The sequence below is a fragment of the Sulfitobacter rhodophyticola genome (genome assembly GCF_041281685.2).
In the GTDB taxonomy this organism is placed as follows: Bacteria; Pseudomonadota; Alphaproteobacteria; order Rhodobacterales; family Rhodobacteraceae; genus Sulfitobacter.
Genome location: NZ_CP166251.2, coordinates 377,561 through 400,303, shown reverse-complemented (window position 1 = coordinate 400,303; position 22,743 = coordinate 377,561). Strand labels below are relative to the sequence as shown.

Here is a 22,743-nt window from a genome sequence, read left to right as displayed (position 1 = left end):
CAAAAGGGGTAAGCATGCGCGCGCCGATTTCCATCGTCATTCCCACGCTGAACGCGGCAGAGCAGTTACCGGACTGCCTGACTGCGCTGATGGAAGGGATCGAGGCGGGTCTGATCCGGGAACTGATCATCAGTGATGGCGGATCAACGGATGCGACAGGGGCCATTGCGCAGGCCTGGGGGGCAGAGGTGTTGCAGGGCGCGCCGTCCCGCGGCGGGCAGCTGCGCCGGGGCTGCGCGACTGCACAGGGGGCGTGGTTGCTTGTCCTGCATGCTGATACCGTGCTGTCGCCGGGCTGGGCACAGACAGTGGCAGCGCATCTGGATCAGCGTGATACGGCCGGGTGGGCGCGCCTTACCTTTGACGGGGGCGGGCTGGCCGCATCCATCGTGGCCCGCTGGGCCAATCTGCGCAGCCGTTTCGGGCTGCCTTACGGGGATCAGGGGCTGCTGATTTCGCGCAAGCTGTATGACCGGGTCGGCGGCTATCCCGACCAGCCGTTGATGGAGGACGTCGCACTGTCCCTTGCGTTGAAAGGGAACCTGACCCGCCTCGATATGGTCGCGACGACCTCAGCCGCGAAATACCGTCATCAGGGGTGGCTCCGGCGGGGCGGGCGGAACCTTCTGACGCTGCTCCGCTATTTTGCGGGACAGGATGTTGAACGCCTTGCGCACCGCTATCGTCAATGACGGGATGGGCTAGCCGAACAACCGCTCACTGATCCGTGCAAAGAGGCTGGGTGCACGATCCGCGTCCTTGCGCATGCCAGCCTTGCGGGCATCCAGCCGCCGGGTGTCTGTTACGGCCTTGCCGTCCTGGAACTGCAGCCGATACAGGTCCGCATAGATCCCACCGCGCGACAGCAGTTCATCATGCGTGCCTTCGTCCACGACCTTGCCCTGATCCATCACAATGATCTTGTCGGCACTGCGGATGGTGGCGAGCCGGTGTGCAATGACGATTGTCGTGCGTCCTTCGGACAGCTTGTCGATGGCGGCCTGGACCAATTGCTCCGATTGCGCGTCCAGTGCGCTGGTTGCCTCGTCCAGCAGCAGGATGGGCGTGTCGCGCAAAAGCGCGCGCGCGATCACCACCCGCTGTCGCTGCCCGCCGGAAAGCGCCGATCCACGTGGACCGACCCGTGTGTCCAGTCCTGCTTCGAGGTTGGGCAGGAAATCACTGACATGCGCCGCGTCGAGTACTTCTTTCAAACGCGCCTCGGAGATGTTCTTTCGCCCCAGCACGATGTTTTCGCGCAGGGTCTCATCGAACAGCAATGCCTCCTGTGTCACGACGGAAAACAGGCTGCGCAAATCCGCGATGGCCATATCTGTCGTCGCTGCCCCTCCGATGCGCACTGTCCCGGACCGGGGGTCTATCAATCGGGTCAGCAGGTTGAAGATTGTCGATTTGCCCGCGCCTGATGCCCCAACCAGTGCAGTCGTCTGCCCGGCGGCCGCTGTCAACGACAACTGATCCAGCACCTTGGTGTCGCCATAGAAAAGGTCGACACCGTCCAGCGCGATGTCGGGGTCCTTGTCCGGCAGGGCGATGGGGTTGGGCGGATTTCTGAGGAGCAGCGGCGCATCCATCAGTTCCTTGATCCGTTCCAGTGCAGCTGCCGCGATCTGCCACAAGCCACTGATCCCACCCAGACGCCGCAACGGGCTGAAGGCAAAACCCATGGCCGTGAAGAACGTCATGAACTGGCCGATGGTCTTTTCACCCGATATGATCTGCGAGCCGCCATAGAGGATCACGGCCATGAACCCCAGACCGGAGATGATGTCGATCAAACCGGGTATCGCGGAGTTGCCAAAGGCGGCGCGGACCTCCGTCTTGATGAATTTGCCGGTAAGATCACGGTACTGGCGCGCCTGATAGTCCTCAAGAGCGTTCAGCTTGATCTGCACCAGCCCGTGAAACACCTCGTCCAGCCGCGTCGCCAGATCGGCCCCCAGATCGCGCGCCTCCCGCGACCGACGGCGCACGAAACGTTGCGCGGCGGCAGCGGGCAGGACCATTACGGGGATGCCCACACAGGCCAGCAGCGCCCAAATGGGATCAATTGAGATCGCAACCCCAAGCAGCACCAGCAAGCCAATGAAATCGCGGCCCGCCCCGGTGATTACGGCGCGCCATACATCGCCCACGGCGTTCACATCACTTTGCACCCGTTGGATCAGAAACCCCGGTGGATGGGTTTGGTGAAAGGCGCCATCCTGCTTCATCATCCGGTCCAGCAGATCAAGGCGCATGTCCGCGGCCGTGGCCTGCGCCACCCGCGTCAACAGCACCTTTTGTGCCACACCCGCGATGGCGCGCAGCACGAAAATCCCGATCAGTACCAGCCCGACCCAGATCAGGGCATCCTGCTGGCCTGCCACGAACACCCGGTCGAACATCGGCTCCATCAGGCGGGCCAGCGCGCCCAGCGTGCTGCCCTCGATGATCATGAAGACCACCGCAACGCTCATCAAACCGACATGTTTCCGGAGGTAATCGCGCCAGAGCCATCGCAGCAGCTGCCCGGAGGTATAGGTTTGGTCGTTCATGTCCGGGCCAGCCTCCTGAAGGCAAAGGGATTAGCGTGGTTTACGCAAGCCTTGGGGGCAGGGCAAGCGCAGGGGCGGTTGACGCCGGGTGCCGCTGAGATACCTTCGCGCAAAGTCAAACGAGAGTTTCTTCATGTCGCAACCTCCCCTGTCGGCGCCCGGTCGGCATTATCTGGCCATTCCCGGCCCGTCGGTCATGCCTGACGCCGTGCTTCAGTCCATGCACCGTGCCGCACCCAACATCTATGCCGGTGAGGTGGTCGATATGATGCCGTCGCTGGTTGCGGATCTGAAGCGTGTTGCACGGACGGATCAGCATGTCGCGATCTATATCGGCAATGGACACGCCGCATGGGAAGCGGCGCTTGCCAATGTGATTGCCACCGGTGATCGGGTTCTGGTGCCCGCAACGGGGCGTTTTGGGGTCGGCTGGGGCGAAATGGCGACGGCCATCGGGGCAGAGGTCGAATTGATCGACTTCGGCCTCGAAGCGCCGATGGACATGGCGCGGATCGCCGATGCCCTGCGTGCAGATAAAGATCACCGGATCAAGGCCGTGCTGGCAGTGCATGTGGATACGTCATCTTCCATCCTGAACGACATTCCCGGTCTGCGCGCCGTCCTGGATGATCTGGGCCATCCCGCGTTGCTGATGGCGGATTGCATCGCGTCGCTGGGTTGCGACCGGTTCGAAATGGACGCATGGGGCGTCGATGTGATGGTCACAGGCTGCCAGAAGGGCCTGATGGTGCCACCCGGCGTGGGGTTCGTGTTTTTCAACGACCGCGCCCACGCGGTGCGGGGGGCCATGCCGCGGGTCAGCCGGTATTGGGACTGGACCCCGCGCGCGTTCCCGGACCTGTTCTTTGAGTATTTCGGCGGCACCGCACCCACGCATCACCTTTATGGTCTGCGCACTGCTCTGGACATGATCCACAGGGAAGGGATCGAAAAAGTCTGGGCCCGACACGCGCAACTCGCCCGCGCCATATGGGCCGCTTGCGAGGCGTGGAGCATGGAAGGCAGTCTTGCCCTGAATGTCAGCGATCGCGCCCATCGCAGCACGGCCGTGACGGCCCTGCGGCTCGAACCCCCTCAGGCCACTCAGTTGCGCGATTGGACCGAACAGAAGCTCGGCCTGACGCTGGGCATCGGTCTTGGCATGGCACCGCCGGACGATCCGGCATGGCACGGGTTTTTCCGGCTCGGGCACATGGGGCATATCAACGGTCAGATGGTAATGGGGATGCTGGGGGGCATTGAGACGGGACTGCGCGCGCTGGACATTGAACATGGTCCCGGTGCGTTGGATGCGGCCGCGGCGATCATTGCGGGTTAGACGGGCTTGCGCGGCATCATCCGCGTGCCGCGTCAATCCTGCTGATCACCTTGTTCACGGCCCATCCGGTTGCGGCGGCGGCGATCAGACCCCAGACAACCCAGATTACCATAAGGATCCACGTCAAGTTGACGCCAAACATCACGATGCAGGCGACGGTGAAATCGGGCGCGGAAGGGCGGTTATGATCATTGCGCATGTGCAGGCTCGTATCAGACAACGATGAACTGAAATATAGCGCGCCTGCGCGCCGCGTCAGCCCTTTTTCGCATCGTCCAGAGCAGGTTTGAGCGCTGCGGCGAAGGCAGCGAGCTGTGCGTCGGTGCCGCAGCTTACCCGAATGCAGCGGTCTTGCGGGGCGACAAAAGGCATGCGCACGAAGATGCCGCGTGACACAAGCCCGTTCAGAACCCGGCGTGCGAAGTCACCATCCCGCCTACAATCCATGGCGACGAAATTGGTCGCCGATGGCAGGGGCGTCAGCCCGGCCTCGCGGGCGATCTGGCAAAGCCTGTCGCGGGCATGGCCGACTTTGCCCTGCACCTCTGCCAGCCATACGCTGTCCTGCAAGGCGGCCAGCGCGCCATCCTGCGCGGCGCGGTTCATGCCAAAGTGATTACGTACCTTGTGAAAGGCCGTAATCAGATCGGGCGCGCCGATACCGTAGCCAACCCGCGCACCGGCCAGACCGTAAGCCTTTGAAAACGTTCGCAGGCGGATCAGCCTAGGGTCATCCGCAGGCAGCGGCACAGCCGTGCCTGTCGGTGCCGTTTCGACATAGGCTTCGTCAAGAACCAGAACTGTCCGCGACGGCAGATGATCCATCGCTGCAACCAGATCAGCACCGCTGTGCCAACTGCCCATCGGGTTGTCTGGATTGGCAAGATAGACCAGTTTGGCATCCACCTCAGCCGCCTTTGCAAACAGGGCCTGGGGATCTTCGTGATCGTCGCGGTACGGTATCTTGTGAAGCGTGCCACCGAAGCCCGCGACATGGTAATTGAACGTCGGATAGGCACCATCAGAGGTGACAACCGCATCCCCCGGCCCGACAAAGAGCCGCACCAGATAGCCCAGCAAACCGTCAATGCCCTCGCCCACGATGATGTGATCCGGCGTGGTTCCGTGATGCACCGCCAACGCGGTGCGCAGATCATGGCTTTCGGGGTCGCCATACATCCAGTGACCCGCCTGCGCGATGGCGCGTGTCGCGGCGGGGGAGGGGCCAAAGACGCTCTCGTTTGCGCCCAACCGGGCATCAAACCTCCGGCCTGCGACGCGTTCCTGCGCCTCGGGACCGACGAAGGGGACGGTTGCGGGCAATTGATCGGCAAGCGGGGTCAGGCGGTATGTGGTCATATCGTGGTGATAAGGATTGGGGCCGGGTGCGGCAAGATGTTTGAAATCACGGGGCGAAACCCTTACATGAGAACCACTCGCAACAAGGAGACACGCATGGCGACCCTTTCAAGACGCGGATTTATCGCCCCAACACTGGCCGCAGGTGCAGTGCGCGCGGTGCCGATGATCGCCAGCAAACCCGCGGCACGGCGCATCCTGACACTGGTCTATGACAGGAAACTGGGCATGATGCGCGCCATCGACCGTCTTGTGCCGTAACGTCCCCCCTCGCCACGGCAGGGCCTTTGCGCTCTAGTCGCATCAGCCAAAGGGAGAATGCCATGAGCCGTGTCAGTGTGATAATCGAGAACCACATCGCGCAGGTCCGCCTGACACGGGCCGACAAGATGAATGCTGTTGATCAGGAGATGATCGACGCCATCATTACCGCCGGGCAGGAGGTCGCAGCGTCCGATGCCCGCGTCGCGGTGCTGTCGGGCGAAGGCAAGGGGTTTTGCGCAGGCATCGACGTCAGTGGGCTGTCAGCAATGATCGGCAAGGATCCGGCGGACCTTCTGATGCCCCGGACCCACGGGGAGGGCACCACGAACCAGTGGCAGGAAGTGGCGATGATCTGGCACCGGCTGCAAATCCCCGTGATCGCAGCACTTCATGGCGTTGTCTACGGCGCAGGGCTGCAACTGGCACTGGGCGCGGATATCCGCATCGCAGCACCTGGAACGAAACTGGCGGTGATGGAAATGAAATGGGGCATTGTACCGGATATGGGCGGGATGGTGTTGCTGCCCCGCCTGGTGCGCTCCGACGTGCTTCGGCGGTTGACCTACACGGCAGAACCCGTGTCGTCGGAACAGGCGGAGCGTTGGGGTCTGGTGACAGAACTGGCGGATGACCCGCTTGCGGCGGCCAATGCGCTGGCACAGACGATAGCAGGAAAGAGCCCGTCGGCGATCGTGGCGGCGAAACGATTGATTGCGCTGGCAGAATCCGGTGTGCCCGCGCAAGATGTCCTGAACGCGGAATCCCGTGAACAGGCGGACCTGATGGGCAAACCCCACCAGATGGAAGTTGTCGCGGCCGAGTTCGGCAAACGCATGCCGGTCTTCAAATAGGGTAATGAAAGGTTAGCCCCATCTGTTTCCAGACGGGGCCTTCCAAATGGACGATCTTCGTCACCACGACTAGGACCGCATTAAGGTTACTATTTCGTAATCCCTTCCAAATGGTTAAAAAAACCCCACCGGAGGTCCTAAATCTCTTATGGCAGTCCAGAAAAGATTCATGACCTCCGGTGGGGTTTCTAAAACCATTTGGAAGCAGAGGGTTACCCCATTTCTGCCAATCTGGCGAGGGCCGCTTCGAGTTGTGTGGCTTCAGACTGGCGTTCTGCAAGGTTGGCGCGGGCCTCATTGACCACCTCTTCCGGCGCGGAGGCGGCGAATTTGGGGTTGTTGAGACGTCCGTTCAGACCGCCGATTTCCTTGGCCAATTTGTCGAGGGATTTTTGTAAGCGTGCCTTCTCCGCGTCGATGTCGATCAGCCCTTCAAGCGGCAGGCCGAAGGTGGCACCTGCGGCAGGAATTGAAGCCGTACCTTTGGGGAAAGTGTTCACCTTTTCAAGGTTTTCCACCCGGGCGAGCCGTTTGATCATTGCTTCATTCCGCTCCCACGCGGCTTGCCCCTGGGTGTCGATGTCGGTCATCAGCATCGGCACCTTCAGGCCCGCAGGGACGTGCATCTGGGCGCGGGCGGAGCGGATGTTTTCGATCAGCGTGATGACCCAGTTGAGTTCGCGGTCGGCGTCCTCATCGAGGCAATCGGCGAGCGTATAGGTGGGCCAATCAGCGTGGATCAGCATCTTTTCGCGTTTGGCGGTGGTCTGCCACAGTTCTTCGGTGATGAAGGGCATGATCGGATGCAGCAGGATCAGGCATTGATCCAGTACCCAGGCCATTGTTTCCCTTGTCTCTTCTGCTTCGACTGCGTCGTCTTGCAGGAGCGGTTTGGAAAGCTCCACGTACCAGTCACAGACCTTTCCCCAGACAAAGGCATAGAGCGCATTGGCGGCGTCGTTGAAACGATAGTTATCCAGCGCCGCATCGACTTCTTCGCGCACGCGCGCGGTTTCGCCGACGATCCATTTGTTGAGGGTCGCGGTGGGTTTGGGCATGCCGCGCTGCTGACCGGTGAAGACGCCGTTCATCTCCGCGAAGCGGTGGGCGTTCCACAGCTTCGTGCCGAAGTTGCGATAGCCCTGAATGCGGGCGGGGGAGAGTTTCAGGTCGCGGCCCATGGCGGCCATGGACGTCAGCGTGAACCGCACGGCGTCGGCGCCGTAGTCGTCGATCAGTTCAATCGGGTCGAGGACATTGCCGAGGGATTTCGACATCTTCTTGCCCTTCTCGTCGCGCACCAGCGCGTGGACATAGACAGTGTCGAAGGGGCGTTGATCCACCACGGCGTATTGCATCATCATCATCCGGGCGACCCAGAAGAAGATGATGTCAAACCCAGTGATCAGAACCGAGGTGGGGAAGTATTTATCGAGCGCTTCGGTTTGCTCGGGCCAGCCGAGGGTGCCGATTGGCCAGAGGCCGGAGGAGAACCATGTGTCGAGGACGTCGGGGTCGCGGGACAACACTACTCTCGACAACCGCATGTTTGAGGGCGATCCAATACTAAAGGCAGTAGGATTCGCCTTCTTCATTGCCCCTTCAGCAGCAAGCAAATTGTCGAACTTGCTCAACTCGATTTCAACGTCTTCACCGTAGTATTCTTGCGCCTGAGCGACAGCTTCTTCTTTACTTGGGGCGCAGAAATACTTTGGAGGGTTATATGTGAGATGGTAGCCAGCCTCATTGTCACCGACAACCTTCGGCCCATACCAAACCGGTATCTGATGCCCCCACCACAATTGCCGCGAGATACACCAAGGCTCAATGTTCTCCAGCCAATGGAAATACACCTTCTTGTCCTGCTCGGGCAAAATCTGCACGTCGCCATTGCGCACGGCCTCCAATGCAGGGCCAACGATCTTGTCGGTGTCCACGAACCACTGATCCGTCAGCATCGGCTCGATGACCACCTTGGATCGGTCACCGAAAGGCTGCATGATCTTTTTGGCCTCGACGAGGGGGGCGGGCGTGACCTCGACCTCTTCGCCTTTTTTTGGAGGTTTGCCGCCAAGGCGCGGGTCGTCGGAGGTGGTCATCACCGCGAGACCTTCAGCAGTGATGGCGTCGACCACACGCTGACGCGCCTCGAAACGGTCCAGCCCGCGCAGGTCTTCAGGGACGAGGTTGATGTTGCCCACGTCCGGCAGGGGTGTGTCCGACAGTGAATGAAAGCGGCTTTCGGCTTCAGTGATCAGCGCCGCCGTCGCCTCCGCCATCTTGCCCGCTTCGGCGGCCGCCTCTTCGTAAGGCAACCCGTCACTGCGCATGGCACCTTTGGTGTCCATCAGCGCGTAGAGTGGGATGCGGTTGCGCATCGCGACGCCGTAGTCGTTGAAATCATGCGCCCCGGTGATCTTCACCGCGCCCGAGCCGAAATCGGGGTCGGGGTAGTCGTCGGTGATGATGGGGATCATCCGGCGATGCTCTTTCGGGCCAACGGGGATTTCGCAGAGTTTTCCAACGATTGAGGCGTAGCGTTCATCTGAGGGATGCACCGCAACCGCCCCATCGCCCAGCATGGTTTCGGGCCGCGTGGTGGCGATGGAGATATAGTCGCGCTCTTCTTCCAGTGTGACGTTGCCGTCTTCGTCCTTCTCCACATAGGTATAGGTGGCACGTTCACCATTTTCTTTGGCCGCCAGCGGGTACTTGAAGTGCCACATGTGACCGTCGACTTCGGTGTTCTCAACCTCCAGATCGGAAATCGCTGTTTCAAAATGCGGGTCCCAGTTCACCAATCGCTTGCCACGATAGATGAAGCCCTTGTTGTACATGTCCACAAAGACCTTGATCACCGCATCATGGAAATTGTCGTCCATGGTGAAGGCTTCGCGCGACCAGTCCATCGATGCGCCAAGGCGTTTGTCCTGATCCACGATGGTGCCGCCGGATTGCTCCTTCCACTCCCAGACCTTCTGCACAAAAGCTTCGCGCCCCAGCTCCCTGCGACCGGGCTGCTGGCTCAGCGCCAATTCACGCTCCACCACCATTTGCGTGGCGATGCCCGCGTGATCGAGACCGGGCTGCCAAAGCGTGTCGAACCCCTGCATCCGCTTCCAGCGGATCATCACGTCCATGAGCGTGTGGTTGAAGGCATGGCCCATATGCAACACACCGGTGACATTGGGCGGTGGCAACAGGATCGAGAACGTATCGGCCCCCGGTTTGGCGTTGGCCCCGGCGGCAAAGGCACCGGCTTGTTCCCATGCGGCGTAAAGGCGTGCTTCGGCATCTGCCGCGTTGAATGTCTTGTCGAGGGCCATGTCATCTATCCCGTGTGCAGTTGCGCCTGATCTAGCGGAGGATCGCGGGAAGGAAAAGGGTGGCAGGTCATCGCCACTGGACAAGGGGGGCGTGGTGCTTATCTCTAGCGACATTGCCCTTCAGATATCGCGCAAGGAGAGACGATGGAAAAGTTCGGGAAAAGTCAGTCGGTCGTGCGGACCGAGGATGTGCGGTTTCTGACCGGCGAAGGCCGGTATGTGGATGATATCGCGCCAGATGGGGCGCTGCATGGCTATTTCTTTCGGTCCTCCAATGCGCATGGGGTGATCGCGGAACTGGATGTGGCTGATGCGGTGGCAGCAGAAGGCGTGCATGCGGTGCTGACCTGCGCCGATCTGGAAGCGGCGAGCATCAATATCGGATTGCCGGGCACGCAGGTCCAGAACCGCGACGGCACCAAAGGCGCGGGGCCATTGCGCCCCATGCTCGCCAAGGACCGTGTGCGCTATGTGGGGGAGCCGGTCGCGTTGATCGTGGCCGAGACCATGGCACAGGCGCGCGATGCGGCTGAATTGATTGTCTTTGATGTGGATGATCTGCCGGCCAAGGTTGATATGGCGGCAGGCGGGGAAACCCTGCACTCCGAAGCACCTGACAACATGGCATTTGACTGGGCCACAGGGGATGAGGCCGCTACGCAAGCCGCATTCGATGCAGCCGCGCGCAGCGTGGCGCTTGAGGTGGAGGACAACCGTATCATCGTCAATTCGATGGAGCCGCGCGGGTGTTATGCCGAATGGACGGACGGGCGTTTGCACGTGGCCAACAACGGGCAGGGCGTCTGGGCGCACAAGGACTATCTGTGCAAGGCGTTCGGCTTGGATGAAGGCGCGGTGCGCGTCACCAACCCGGACACCGGTGGCGGTTTCGGCATGAAGGCGATGGCCTATCCCGAATATTTCTGCGCGGCTGAAGCCGCGCGGGTCACCGGCCGCCCCGTGCGCTGGATGTCGGAGCGCACCGAAGCGATGCTGAGCGATAATGGCGGGCGGGATCTTACTTCGCTGGCGGAGTTTGCCTTTGACGCGGACAACCGGATCACCGCCTACCGTGTCCGGACACGCTGCAACCTCGGGGCCTATAATTCGCAGTTCGCGCAGGCCATTCAGACCAACCTCTTCAGTCGGGTGCTGATGGGGGTCTATGACGTGCAGACGACCTGGTTGCAGGTTGAGGGGTATTATACCAACACCACACCCGTGGATGCCTATCGCGGGGCAGGACGGCCGGAAGCGATCTATGTCCTGGAAAGGCTGATCGACCGCGCCGCGCGGGAGTTGGGTGTCGATCCGTGGGAGCTGCGCCGGGCCAATTTCATCAAGCCCGATCAGTTTCCCTACAAGACCGCCACCGGAGAGACCTACGATGTCGGGGACTTCAACCTTGTGCTGGACCGGGTCATGGCGGAGGCAGACACCGCCGGTTTCGCCGCCCGCAAGGGGGCTGACGCCGAACGTGGCCTCCTGCGTGGGATTGGTCTGTGCTATTATATCGAGAGTATTCTGGGTGATCCCACCGAAGGCGCCAAGGTCGATTTTGAGCCGGACGGCAGCGTGACCATCTATGTCGGCACCCAAAGCAATGGGCAGGGGCACGAGACGGTCTATGCCCAATTCCTGTCGGATCAGACGGGCATTCCTGCGGATCGGATCCGGGTTGTGCAGGGGGACAGTGACCTGATCAAGCAGGGTGGGGGCACGGGTGGATCCCGCTCCGTCACCACGCAGAACACCGCGACGCTCGCTACTGTCGACACCATCAAATCCGCTTTCACCGCCTTTCTGGCCGATGAAATGGGTGTGCCTGCGGCGGAGATCACTTTCGATGACGAACGTTTCCGCGCCGAAGGCAGCAATTTGACGCCGACCATGCTGGAGGTGGCCGAGATGGCGCGCGACAAGGGCCGGGACGAGTTGCTGAGCCATCACGAACGCGCAACGCTACCTGGGCGCAGCTATCCCAACGGGGCGCATGTGGCGGAGGTGGTGGTCGATCCCGACACCGGGGTGGTCACCACGGATCGCTATACGGTCGTGGATGATTTCGGCAACCTTATCAATCCGATGCTGGCCGAAGGGCAGGTACATGGCGGCGTTGTGCAGGGCATCGGGCAAGCGGTGCAGGAGCGTGTCGTCTATGACGCGGATGGCCAGCTGCTCACGGCAACGTTCATGGACTATGCCTTGCCGCGGGCGGCTGACGTTCCCAATATTTCCTTTACCTCTGAACCTGTACCCTCCACCGCGAATGTGATGGGCATGAAGGGTTGCGGGGAGGCGGGAACAGTTGGTGCACTGGCGGCAATTGCAAATGCCGTGCAAGATGCACTTTGGGAACAAGGCGTGCGTCAGGCGGATATGCCCTTCACGCCGCACCGCGTGTGGGAGTTGTTGCAAGTTGAGAAGATCGCCGCCGAATGAATCACGGCTCGAGTCGTTGCTGGGCCTGCTGCTGGGGCGAATCTGGCGGCGGCCCGCAACGGATTTTGCCCCCCGCCGGGGGCCGGTCACGCATCTGATCATTCTGGACGGGACGATGTCGTCGCTCGATCTGGGTCGGCAGACCAACGCCGGCCGCGCCTATGCGCTTGCGCGTGAAATGGGGGCGGCGCTTTCGATCTATTACGAACCGGGTGTCCAATGGCGCGACTGGCGCAGCGCCGCCGACGTCATCATGGGGCGCGGAATCAATCGGCAGATCAGACGTGCCTACGGGTATCTTGCATCCCGGTATCGGGAAGGCGACCGAATATTCATGCTGGGCTATTCCCGGGGCGCCTATGCGGTGCGGAGCCTGGCAGGGGTCATCGACCAGGTGGGTCTTTTGCACGAAAACGCTGCAACGGAGCGAAACGTGCGCGCGGCTTACCGACATTATGAATGCGCACCCGGTTCCGATGCCGCACGGGCCTTTGCAAAGGCCAATTGCCACGACCGGATCGAGATCGAGATGATCGGGGTCTGGGACACTGTCAAATCGCTGGGCATCAACGCGCCCATCCTGTGGCGGCTGAGCGAGGACCGGCATGCCTTTCACACCACCGGCCTGAGCGGGATCGTGAAAAACGGGTTTCAGGCATTGGCACTGCATGAAACCCGCGTGGCCTATGCCCCGGTCCTGTGGGACACCCACGATGACTATCATGGCCGCGTCGAACAGGTCTGGTTTCCCGGCACACATGGCGATGTCGGCGGTCAACTGGGCGGTTATGAAGTGGCGCGTCCGCTGGCAAACATCCCGTTCATCTGGCTGCTGAGCCGCGCTCAGGAATGCGGCCTGCCATTGCCCAAGGGCTGGGCGCTGCGCTATCCCACCGATCCGCTGGCCCCGTCGCTTGGCACCTTCCGGGGCTACGGCCGCTTCCTTGTGACCCGGCGCAAACGCAAGGTGGGGCAGGACGCCTCGGAACGATTGCATGAAAGCGTCGAACTGCGCGCCAATGCACAGGTCGACAAGCCCGGCTTGCTGGAGCAGCTCCGGCTTAAACTGAGCGCCTGACCCTTGCCTTCCAAATGGTTTAAAAAACCCTGCCAGAGGCCTGAAATCTCTTTTGGTGGTCCAGAAAAGATTTTAGCTCTCCGAGGGGGTTTTTGGAACCATTTGGAAGGGATATGGACGGCTCTTGCCTACACTTCTGTCCTGTCGCCAATCTGCATGACGATGCAGGTGGTCGACCCGGTCGCATAAAGCTTGCCATCCTCCACACCGCGGATTTCCCCATGCGCCACCCCGGTGGAGCGGCCCACATGATCGGTTTCGCCAATGCAGTCGATCAAGGTGCCAAGGGGGATGCCGCGCAGGATGTTGATTTTGTATTCCAGCGTCGTGTAGATGGCGCCGCGCGGAATGCAGGTCATCACCGCACAGGCCATCGCACTATCAAGCAGTGTCCCGTACCAGCCACCGTGTACCGTGCCCATGGGGTTCGTGACCTTGAATTCAGGTGCGCCCCGAAACACGGCACGTCCTTGGGACACCTCCCGCAGGGTATAGCCCATGGTCGCGGCGATGGGCGGACCGGGGTTGGTCCCGTCGAGGATCTTCTGCATGAATTCCAGACCTGACAGCTTCAACGCGTCGGACTGGTGCAGCAGGTCTTCCGGCTTTTCGGCGATACGCGGCATGGGGGCTCCGGGTTGCTCAATTCCCCGGAGAGGCTAATCCCGCATGCCGCAGCGGCAAGGCTTACGCTACGTCCTGCAGCGTGGTTTGCGGCGTGATCCCCAGCGCACGGCAGACGTCGCGTGTCAGTTCCGCGCGGTTGAGCGTATAGAAATGCAAGGCTTCGACGCCTTCGTCGACAAGATCGCTGCACAATTCGGCGCAAAGGGCGGTGGCCAGAAGATCATGCCGATCATCGCGAATCGCGGCGTCAAAGCATTGATCAAGCCAGGCAGGCACGATCGCACCACAACGCTGCGCAAAGCCGCGGGCGGATTTCCAGTTCACGATGGGCAGGATGCCAGGGGTGATCGGCTTGTCGATCCCGGCGGCAGCACAGGCATCCCGAAACCGCAGGAATGTTTCCGCCTCAAAGAAGAACTGCGTGATCGCTTCATCCGCGCCTACGTCGAATTTGCGTTTCAGCCACTCGATGCTGGTCCGTTGGCATGTGGCTTCGGGGTGCAGTTCGGGGTAGGCGCCGACGCGGATGTTGAATTTGCCGGTCTCGGCGATGGCCGCGATCAACTCACAGCTGTCCTTGAACCCATCCGGATGGGGCGTGAAGCTTTTGGCGCCATCCGCCGGATCACCGCGCAAAGCGACAATTTCGGTCACCCCGGCATCGGCATAGCCTTGGGCGATTGCCATGGTTTCAGCTTTGCTAGCGTCAACGCAGGTCAGATGTGCCGCCACCGGCAGGCCGGAGGTCCGGTGCAGCACATGTGCGGCGTCTTGCGTCAGATCCCGCGTGGAGCCCCCCGCGCCGTAGGTGACGGAAAAAAAGCGCGGTGCCAGAGGGGCCAGCGTTTGCGCGGTGTCCCACAAAGTGAAGGCAGCCCCGACGGAGCGGGGTGGGAAGACCTCGAAGGAGATGGCGGGGCTGGGCATGGGACTGTCCTGATGAATTGCGTTGACGCTGTATCCCATATTTGGTGATATGAGGCAAATTCATAACTCTCATCTTTTATATGAGGATGACCTCACATGCATATCGAATTTCGGCATCTGCGTACCATTCAGGCCATCCATGAAGCGGGTGGGCTGGCGCGCGCAGCGGAACAGATGAACATCACCCAGTCCGCCCTGTCCCATCAGGTCAAGGGGCTGGAGGATCAAGCAGGTGTGGAATTGTTCGTGCGCCGTTCCAAACCGCTCAAGCTGTCACCCGCGGGGCAGCGGTTGCTGAAGCTGGCGCAGCAGGTATTGCCACAGGTGAAGGCCCTGCAGGACGAATTTTCGGGCCTGCGCGAAGGCAGCACCGGACGGATGCACATCGCCATCGAATGCCATGCCTGTTTCGAATGGCTGTTTCCCGTGCTGGAGCAGTTTCGGCGCACATGGCCGGATGTGGACGTCGACATCCGCCCGGGCCTGGCCTTTGACGCGTTGCCCGCGCTTTTGCGGGAGGAGGTCGATCTGGTGGTTTCCTCTGATCCGGAGGAACTGCCGGGGGTGAGATTTGTTGAACTCTTTGACTACGAGGCGGTTTTCGTCGCGGCCAATACCCATCCCTTGGCGGGCAAACCCTTTGTCGAGGCGGCTGATTTCCGGGGGGAAACCTTGATCACCTATCCGGTGGACCGGGCACGGCTGGATGTGTTCAGCCAGCTGCTCATCCCCGCCAAGGTGGAACCGGCGTCAATCCGGCAGGTCGAACTGACGGCGGTGATCCTGTTGCTGGTGGCCTCCAACCGCGGGGTATCGGTCTTGCCTGACTGGGTCGTGCGGGAGGTCAAATACAGTTCCGATTATGTCACCCGCCCCCTGACGGAGAGCGGGATCACCCGCAGGCTCTATGCGGCGGTGCGCGAGGATGATCTGGACAAGCCCTTCATGCAGGAGTTGCTGTCGCTTGCCGGAGACGAAGCGCGCAAATTGCAGGCGATCTAAGCGGGGCACACCCCCCTTGGCAATCTTCACCGGCGGGCCTATACGCCCCCTTCGGAACCCCAGCAAAGGACGCCCCTCATGGTCGGTAGCGCAAATCTCAACGTCATGATGAAAACCGCGCGCAAGGCAGGGCGGGGCTTGCTCAAGGACTTCCGCGAGGTGGAAAACCTGCAGGTGTCCGTGAAGGGCGCGGGCGATTTCGTCAGCAAGGCCGATCTGACCGCGGAACAGACCATCAAGCATGAACTGCGCAGCGCGCGGCCATCTTATGGCTGGTTGGCCGAAGAGGGCGGCGCGGAAGAGGGCGAGGATCCCACGCGTCGCTGGATCGTTGATCCGCTGGATGGCACGACGAACTTCCTGCACGGGATGCCGCATTGGGCCGTTTCCATCGCGCTGGAGCACAAGGGGCAGGTGGTGGCAGGGGTCATTTATGATCCGTCCAAGGACGAGCTTTTCTTCGCCGAGAAAGGGACGGGGGCCTTCATGAACGAGACGCGGTTGCGCGTATCGGGCCGCACCCGGATGCTGGAATGTGTGTTTGCGACCGGGCTGCCATTTGGCGGGCGGTCGGACCTGCCAGAGACATTGCATGAACTGGGGCGCGTGTTGCCGGGCTGCGCGGGTGTGCGGCGTTGGGGATCGGCAGCACTTGATCTGGCTTATGTGGCCGCCGGGCGCTACGACGGCTTTTGGGAGCGTCGCCTGAATGCCTGGGATCTGGCGGCGGGCATGCTGATCGTCAAAGAAGCCGGCGGGCTGGTGGAGCCCCTCGAAAAGGGGGGCGATGTTCTGGAAGACGGGTCGATCCTCTGCGCGAACGAGCCGATGTTCGGGGCACTGGCAAAACTGGTGCGTGGATAACCTAGCTGTCTGAGGGGTGGTTCACCCCGTCGGTCCAGCGAATGGGCTCATGCTCCCACGTGTTCACACCATCGATGCAACCGATGTTGATCCCGCATTCCGTGGGGTCCGAGCGGCGTTGGTGGTGGGTGTAGATGCCGCAGGTCTTGCAAAAGTAATGTTGCGCGGTGCGGGTGCCCCAAGTGTAGAGCGTGAGATTTTCCTCCCCTTCCAGCACCTTGACGGTTGAGGCCGTGGCCATCACCGCGCCTGCCTGACGGCGGGCACAGAATGAACAGGAGCACCGGCTGACATCAGCCAGCCCGCGCGGCAGGTGAGCCGTCAGAACAACTGCGCCGCAATGGCAGCGGGCCGTGATGCCGCAGCCTTTACTCATCTGCGGCGCACTTTTGGCAGGCGGCTTTCAATCGCGCTGTAGTCGGCTTCGGGGTGGGGTGGGTGGCCATCAGTGCGCTGCCAGAAAGCGGGCCCGCCCCGTTTCAGCCAGAGCGGCAGCGCAAGCAGCATCCCCGCGACAAAGCCCCCCGCATGCGCCCAATAAGCCACACCGCCTTCAAGCGGATCGGTCCCCAGACCACCAATGAATTGCATGGCGAACCAGACCATCAGCATGATCCACGCGGGGATCGGAAAGATGCGGAAGAACACAATGAAGATGATCAGGATATCCACCTTGGCCTTGGGAAACAGCAAAAGGTATGCCCCCATCACCCCGGCAATCGCACCGGATGCGCCGATCATGGGAACGGTCGATGTAGGCTCAAAAACCACCTGCGCCAGCCCGGCTGCGGAACCTGCCAGCAGATAGAAGATCAGGAACGGCATGTGCCCCATCTCATCTTCTACGTTGTCGCCGTATATCCACAAAAACAGCATGTTGCCTGCAAGGTGCATCCACCCCCCATGCAGGAACATGGATGTCAGCAGCCCTTCGAAACCCTGTCCCCCACTGATGCGTGCGGGAAAGAGCGCCCATTCGTAGTAAAAGGCACCGATGGCGCGCTCGTCCGACAGCAAGGCGGCGTAGCTCAGGAACACGCCGATGTTCAATGCCATCAGCACATAGGTGACATAGGGCGTGCGCCCCGAAGGGTTATGGTCGCGGATCGGAAACATGGGTGCACGCTGGGTGATCGGGCACCCAGCGTCAAGGTCTGTCAGGTCGCAGCGCCCAGCAGCGCGGCGTTGCCGCCCGAAGCCGTGGTATCGACACAAACATGCCGTTCGCCGCGCACCCGCGCGATGTCGGGCAAACCGCGCAAAAGCGGCAGGATCGGACCGGTGCGTTTGGCCAGTGCCATCTCAATGGCGCGCGCGGTTTCAGCGTCTCCCCACCACAGAACGCCACCATAATCCGGACCATCGATCAGCGCGTCGGGGTCGATCAGCCCGGTCGCCTGCAGCGCCATACCGCCAAGGGCCTCGACCGCGCGCGCCTGTGCGGTGGCGGCGTCCGCGCCCGGCCCCATGCATAAAAGCGCGGCGCGGGGCAGGGTGGACAGGCGGTTCGATTCCCCCGTAGGTCCAGGCATCGACAGCGTTTCGATCGGGGTGCCATGGTGCGTGGTAGACAGGGCAGGCAGCGCGTCTTGGGCGTTGGACCAATGTGCAGACACGTCCTGCCGGTCCGGGGCGCTGAACCGGGGCAGGTAGTTTGGCCCGCCCGCCTTTGGCCCGGTGCCTGACAGCCCTTCACCCCCAAAAGGCTGGCTGCCGACAATCGCGCCGATCTGGTTGCGGTTGATATAGATGTTCCCCGCTTCGATCCGTTCGGAGACATATTGCACGCGGTCATCGATCCGGGTGTGCAACCCAAAGGTCAACCCATAGCCGGTGGCGTTGATGTCATGGATCACCCGGTCCAGCTTGGAAGACTTGAATGTTGCCAGATGCAGCACGGGGCCAAAGATCTCACGCTCCAGATCATTGATGCTGCCCACGGAGATCAGCGTGGGTGCGATGAATGTCGCACCTTCGGGTGTGGGCAGTTCTGCGATCACACGCCCGTCCTTGCGCGCCGCATCGATATGCGCGGCGATCCCCGCGCGGGCGGCTTCGTCGATGACAGGGCCGACGTCAGTGCTCAGATGCCACGGATTGCCAAGATTGAGGGCTCGCATCGCGCCGACCAACATCTCGGTCAACCCTTCGGCAATGTCTTCCTGCACGTACAGGCAGCGCAGCGCGGAGCAGCGTTGCCCGGCGGATTGGAACGCGCTTTCCACGATGGATTGCACGGCCTGTTCCGGCAGGGCCGTGCTGTCAACGATCATGGCGTTGATGCCACCGGTCTCCGCGATCAGCGGGGTGCCGGGGGTGCAGTTTTCGGCCATCTGCGCACGAATGCGCAAGGCGGTTGCTGTGGAGCCGGTGAAAGCCACACCGCCCAGCCGCGCATCGCCTGTCAATGCCGCACCCACCGCGCCGCCACCGGGCAACAGTTGCAGCGCACCGCGCGGCACGCCCGCTTCATGCAACAGCCGCACCACCAGGTCCGCCACCAGCGGCGTCTGTTCAGCAGGCTTGGCAAGGACCGCGTTGCCCGCCGCCAGCGCCGCAGAAACCTGCCCGGCAAAGATCGCCATCGGAAAGTTCCACGGTGAAATGCAGGTATAGATACCTGCGGCCGGCGCATTTGTGGCCTGTCCTGCGTAATACCGTAGGAAATCAACACCTTCGCGCAGCTCTGCCACGCAATCGGACAGCCCCTTGCCCGCCTCGCGTGCCAAAAGTGCAAAGATCTCGCCGTAGTGATCCTCGATCATGTCGGCGGCCTTGAGCAGGGTCTTGCGGCGCTCTGCCAGTGGCGCGTCCCATGGTGCCGCGTTGTCAAAGGCGGTTGCCACATCTTCAAGCGATGCAGGCTTCACCGTGCCGACGGGCTGATCGGGCAGATAGGGGTTCGCGACGGGTTCGGCCGCCTCCGGCGCGACAGGGCCTGCAAGCAGCGGGGCCGCGTGCCATTTGTGATCCTTGAAGGGTGCGCGCGCCGTGTCGATGGCGGCCAGTGTCGGGGCGTGCGTCAGGTCAAAGCCACGCGCGTTTGCCCGCTGGGGCAGAAACACCTGCGGACCGGTGGGAATTGTGATCGTCGCCTCCTTCAGCTTGTCGAAAGGGTCTTCGGCAACCACTTCCGGCGGGACATCCTCATCCACGATCTGATTGACGAAGCTTGAATTCGCGCCGTTTTCCAGCAGGCGGCGGACCAGATAGGCCAACAGATCGCTGTGTGCGCCTACGGGTGCATAAATGCGGCAGCGTGTCTCGTGCTGCTTCATGACCAGCTTGTGCAGCGTTTCACCCATCCCGTGAAGTCGTTGGAATTCATAGGCTTGCGCGTCGGCGTTCATGTGCAAGATGGCAGCAACCGTATGGGCGTTATGGGTCGCGAACTGGGGATAGATGCGGTCGGTCATGCCCAGAAGGCGCCGGGCATTGGCGATGTAGGACACATCGGTCGCCGGTTTGCGGGTGAAAACGGGAAAGCCGTCAACCCCTTCGACCTGCGCGCGCTTGATCTCTGTGTCCCAATAGGCGCCCTTGACCAATCGTACCATGATCTTGCGGTCGTGACGCTGTGCCATGTCGTAAAGCGCGTCAATCACCGCCCCGGCACGGGGGCCGTAGGCCTGCACCACGATGCCGAACCCTTCCCACCCGGCCAGTGCAGGCTCGCTCAGCACCCGGTCGATGACGTCGAGCGACAGCGACAAACGGTCGGCCTCCTCCGCGTCCACGTTCAGGCCCATTCCCGCTGATTTGGCCAACAGCGCCAGCGCCCGCAGGCGCGGCACCAGATCGGTAATCACCGCGTCTTCCTGCGCCACTTCGTAGCGTGGGTGGAGCGCGGAAAGCTTGACGGAAATGCCGGGATTCTGGCGGATATCGTCATGGGTGCAGGCGGTCGCAATGGCCGAAATCGCGCGCGAATAGCTGAGGTGGTAACGCTTTGCGTCTGTTTCGGTGCGGGCGGCTTCGCCCAGCATGTCATAGGAATAGGTAAAGCCGATTTTCTCCATCCCTGCAGCGCGTTGCATGGCGGCGTTAATGTCTTCTCCCAGCACGAACTGACGGCCCATTTCCTTCATTGCGCGCGAGACGGCGGTGCGGATCACCGGCTCCCCCAGCCGCTTGATGGCGGCGCGCAGGTGGCGCACGGGGCCGGGTTGATCATCGTCAAGCACCCGTCCTGTCAGCATCAAACCCCAGGTGGAGGCATTCACAAGGCTGGACGTGGAATGGCCAAGGTGACGGCCCCAGTCCGACGGGGCGATCTTGTCTTCGATCAGCGCATCGATGGTGTCGGCATCCGGGACCCGCAACAGCGCTTCGGCCAGACACATCAGCGCGACACCTTCGTCGGTGGACAGCCCGTATTCGGCAAGAAACACCTCCATCAAACCCGGTGCGGTGCTTGATCTGATCTGGCGCACCAGGTCAGCGGCACTGGCGGTGATTGCCTTGCGGTCCTGCGCGGAAAGGGCGGCCGTCTTGATCAAATCGGCAAGAACCGCATCGGGATCGGCATATGTCAGGGTGTCAATCTGATGGCGCAGGTCGTGAGCTGAGTCGCGGGGCATGGCGTTCTCCTGGAGGTGATTTGGCCATTATATACTATGCGCCACAGGTGGTTTTCCCTATCCTGCCCAAATCGAAGGACGATTGATCGGAAAAAGGGATGGAAAACGCTTCAAATGACCTGTCTGCATTTGATCGCTTTGATCGGGCGATTCTGGCAGTACTGGCCGAAGATGCACGGATCAGCGTGGCTGATCTTGCGCGACGCATCGGCTTGTCCAAATCTCCGACCCAGGCGCGCCTGCGCAGGCTTGAGCAGACGGGCGTGATCCTTGGGTATCGCGCATTGCTGGATCCCATCCGGCTGGGGCTGGATCACGTGGCCTTTGTCGAAGTGCGCCTGAGCGACACAAGGGAAGCCGCACTGCGCGCCTTCAACGCCGCTGTGGCCCGAGAGCCTGAGATCGAGCAAGCTCATATGATCGCTGGCAATTTCGACTATCTTCTGAAGGTGCGAACCCGCAACATGACCGCCTACCGCCGCTTTCTGGGCGAGACGGTTTCGGCCCTGCCGCACGTGGCCAATACGTCCACCTATGTGGCGATGGAAGCGGTCAAGGAAACCGTTTTGGGGGTTGAGACTTGACCTGAAGGCGCCGCGTGCCATTCTTTGTGTTCATGAGAACCACGATTTTTTCCGCTGTATTGGCTGTTTTGGCACTCCCCTCGCTGGCGGATTGCCCGGCACCGCAAGACACCCGACGCGAGATGCTGAACCTGATCGCGAAGTCACAAGCTGCGCCCAACCACATGGAAGGACGGCGCGTGTCCGGGGAGATGTGGGAATTGTGGCTCAAGGCCCCCGATGAAGCGGCCCAGGAGGCGCTGGATGCCGGGATGCGTCGGCGCGATGTGGCGGATTTTGTCGGGGCGTTGGCGGAATTCGATCGGCTGACGGAGTACTGTCCCACGTATGCCGAAGGCTTTAATCAGCGGGCGTACCTTTATTTCCTGAGTGGTCGGCATGAAAAGGCACTTGTCGACCTCGACATTGCGCTCACCCTGCAACCCTTGCATATCGCGGCGCAGGCGGGTCGCGCACTGACATTGATGAACCTTGGTCGGATCGACGAAGCGCGCGAACAGATGCTGATCGCGGTGGAGAACAATCCGTGGCTGTCGGAAAAAGCATTGCTGGCGGAAGGTGCGCCGCTGGGTCCGAAAGGCAAGGACATCTGAGCATTTACACCGCGCGCCGCTGGGCTATGGTGCAGCCCATGCGGGCGTGATGGAATGGTAGACATACCAGACTTAAAATCTGTTGGGGCATAGCCCCGTGTGGGTTCGAGTCCCACCGCCCGCACCACCTTTTTTTCCGATAAGCGATCTTCCCCCTGCATGGAACAAGATCAAGACGATGTATCTCCCGCCAACCGGGCAGGGCGGCTTCCTGTTCAGCGGTTTTTGATGCGCTCAGGAACCTTGCGCGCCGTGTTGCGTTGGACCACACCCGGACGCGTCATCCGGACCAAGCACCGCCGGAGGCCCAACATCTTTGTGTTCACAATACTGCTTCATTACATTGCAG

The 22,743-nt window shown here is 61.5% G+C and carries 19 protein-coding genes and 1 tRNA gene; 11 read left to right on the top strand and 9 right to left on the bottom strand.

The window, feature by feature from the left end:
• The first annotated feature begins 14 nt into the window (after positions 1-14).
• Positions 15-692: a TIGR04283 family arsenosugar biosynthesis glycosyltransferase gene (locus tag AB4X18_RS02930; protein ID WP_370402199.1), complete on the top strand. Its 678-nt coding sequence runs from the start codon at positions 15-17 to the stop codon at positions 690-692.
• 9 nt (positions 693-701) lie between these two features.
• Here AB4X18_RS02930 and AB4X18_RS02925 read toward each other — a convergent pair whose 3' ends face one another.
• Positions 702-2,558 (bottom strand): ABC transporter ATP-binding protein, encoded by a 1,857-nt coding sequence (locus AB4X18_RS02925; RefSeq protein WP_370402198.1) that lies wholly within the window; start codon positions 2,556-2,558, stop codon positions 702-704.
• Positions 2,559-2,691: 133 nt separating this feature from the next.
• Here AB4X18_RS02925 and AB4X18_RS02920 point away from each other — a divergent pair, with 133 nt between their 5' ends.
• Positions 2,692-3,897, top strand: a complete 1,206-nt coding sequence (locus tag AB4X18_RS02920) for a pyridoxal-phosphate-dependent aminotransferase family protein (RefSeq protein WP_370402197.1) — start codon at positions 2,692-2,694, stop codon at positions 3,895-3,897.
• A 16-nt stretch (positions 3,898-3,913) separates the two neighbouring features.
• On the opposite strand, the gene AB4X18_RS02915 is transcribed toward AB4X18_RS02920, so the two are convergent.
• Both AB4X18_RS02915 and AB4X18_RS02910 read right to left on the bottom strand, forming a co-directional pair.
• Entirely contained in the window at positions 3,914-4,096 is a 183-nt protein-coding gene (locus AB4X18_RS02915; RefSeq protein ID WP_370402196.1) for a hypothetical protein, read from the bottom strand.
• Between the two features lie 56 nt (positions 4,097-4,152).
• Complete coding sequence (locus AB4X18_RS02910; protein WP_370402195.1) at positions 4,153-5,256, bottom strand: pyridoxal phosphate-dependent aminotransferase; 1,104 nt, start codon at positions 5,254-5,256, stop codon at positions 4,153-4,155.
• 96 nt (positions 5,257-5,352) lie between these two features.
• Between AB4X18_RS02910 and AB4X18_RS02905 the strand changes: the two genes are divergently transcribed.
• Both AB4X18_RS02905 and AB4X18_RS02900 read left to right on the top strand, forming a co-directional pair.
• Complete coding sequence (locus AB4X18_RS02905) at positions 5,353-5,517, top strand: Tat pathway signal protein (protein ID WP_370402194.1); 165 nt, start codon at positions 5,353-5,355, stop codon at positions 5,515-5,517.
• Between the two features lie 62 nt (positions 5,518-5,579).
• Positions 5,580-6,371, top strand: a complete 792-nt coding sequence (locus AB4X18_RS02900) for a crotonase/enoyl-CoA hydratase family protein (protein ID WP_370402193.1) — start codon at positions 5,580-5,582, stop codon at positions 6,369-6,371.
• Between the two features lie 212 nt (positions 6,372-6,583).
• Here AB4X18_RS02900 and AB4X18_RS02895 read toward each other — a convergent pair whose 3' ends face one another.
• On the bottom strand, positions 6,584-9,697 hold the full coding sequence (locus AB4X18_RS02895; protein ID WP_432817071.1) for a valine--tRNA ligase: 3,114 nt from the start codon (positions 9,695-9,697) through the stop codon (positions 6,584-6,586).
• A gap of 144 nt (positions 9,698-9,841) precedes the next feature.
• Here AB4X18_RS02895 and AB4X18_RS02890 point away from each other — a divergent pair, with 144 nt between their 5' ends.
• Complete coding sequence (locus tag AB4X18_RS02890) at positions 9,842-12,139, top strand: xanthine dehydrogenase family protein molybdopterin-binding subunit (protein ID WP_432817070.1); 2,298 nt, start codon at positions 9,842-9,844, stop codon at positions 12,137-12,139.
• A 16-nt stretch (positions 12,140-12,155) separates the two neighbouring features.
• Positions 12,156-13,217 (top strand): DUF2235 domain-containing protein, encoded by a 1,062-nt coding sequence (locus AB4X18_RS02885; RefSeq protein WP_432817069.1) that lies wholly within the window; start codon positions 12,156-12,158, stop codon positions 13,215-13,217.
• A 128-nt stretch (positions 13,218-13,345) separates the two neighbouring features.
• On the opposite strand, the gene AB4X18_RS02880 is transcribed toward AB4X18_RS02885, so the two are convergent.
• Positions 13,346-13,843 (bottom strand): PaaI family thioesterase, encoded by a 498-nt coding sequence (locus AB4X18_RS02880; RefSeq protein WP_370402190.1) that lies wholly within the window; start codon positions 13,841-13,843, stop codon positions 13,346-13,348.
• Between the two features lie 61 nt (positions 13,844-13,904).
• Positions 13,905-14,771 carry a methylenetetrahydrofolate reductase [NAD(P)H] gene (gene metF, locus AB4X18_RS02875; protein ID WP_432817068.1) on the bottom strand — a complete coding sequence of 289 codons (867 nt, stop codon included), beginning with the start codon at positions 14,769-14,771 and terminating at the stop codon, positions 13,905-13,907.
• A 96-nt stretch (positions 14,772-14,867) separates the two neighbouring features.
• Here metF and AB4X18_RS02870 point away from each other — a divergent pair, with 96 nt between their 5' ends.
• Together AB4X18_RS02870 and AB4X18_RS02865 are read left to right on the top strand one after the other, a co-directional pair.
• Positions 14,868-15,773 (top strand): LysR family transcriptional regulator, encoded by a 906-nt coding sequence (locus AB4X18_RS02870; protein ID WP_432817067.1) that lies wholly within the window; start codon positions 14,868-14,870, stop codon positions 15,771-15,773.
• Positions 15,774-15,851: 78 nt separating this feature from the next.
• Positions 15,852-16,637 (top strand): inositol monophosphatase family protein, encoded by a 786-nt coding sequence (locus tag AB4X18_RS02865; RefSeq protein ID WP_370402189.1) that lies wholly within the window; start codon positions 15,852-15,854, stop codon positions 16,635-16,637.
• A 1-nt stretch (position 16,638) separates the two neighbouring features.
• Here AB4X18_RS02865 and AB4X18_RS02860 read toward each other — a convergent pair whose 3' ends face one another.
• The 3 genes from AB4X18_RS02860 to putA are packed head-to-tail and all read right to left on the bottom strand — an operon-like array spanning position 16,639 to position 21,217.
• Entirely contained in the window at positions 16,639-17,013 is a 375-nt protein-coding gene (locus tag AB4X18_RS02860; RefSeq protein WP_370402188.1) for a GFA family protein, read from the bottom strand.
• A complete protein-coding gene (locus AB4X18_RS02855; RefSeq protein WP_370402187.1) occupies positions 17,010-17,753 on the bottom strand; it encodes a rhomboid family intramembrane serine protease in 744 nt (247 codons plus the stop codon). Before AB4X18_RS02855 ends, AB4X18_RS02860 begins: the two co-directional genes overlap by 4 nt.
• 41 nt (positions 17,754-17,794) lie before the next feature.
• Complete coding sequence (putA, locus tag AB4X18_RS02850) at positions 17,795-21,217, bottom strand: bifunctional proline dehydrogenase/L-glutamate gamma-semialdehyde dehydrogenase PutA (RefSeq protein ID WP_432817066.1); 3,423 nt, start codon at positions 21,215-21,217, stop codon at positions 17,795-17,797.
• 98 nt (positions 21,218-21,315) lie between these two features.
• Between putA and AB4X18_RS02845 the strand changes: the two genes are divergently transcribed.
• From AB4X18_RS02845 to AB4X18_RS02835, 3 genes are all read left to right on the top strand, one after another.
• Positions 21,316-21,801, top strand: a complete 486-nt coding sequence (locus tag AB4X18_RS02845; RefSeq protein WP_370402186.1) for an Lrp/AsnC family transcriptional regulator — start codon at positions 21,316-21,318, stop codon at positions 21,799-21,801.
• A gap of 32 nt (positions 21,802-21,833) precedes the next feature.
• A complete protein-coding gene (locus AB4X18_RS02840) occupies positions 21,834-22,394 on the top strand; it encodes a tetratricopeptide repeat protein (protein WP_370402185.1) in 561 nt (186 codons plus the stop codon).
• Positions 22,395-22,434: 40 nt separating this feature from the next.
• Positions 22,435-22,521, top strand: a tRNA-Leu gene (locus tag AB4X18_RS02835).
• The last annotated feature ends 222 nt before the right edge of the window (positions 22,522-22,743 follow it).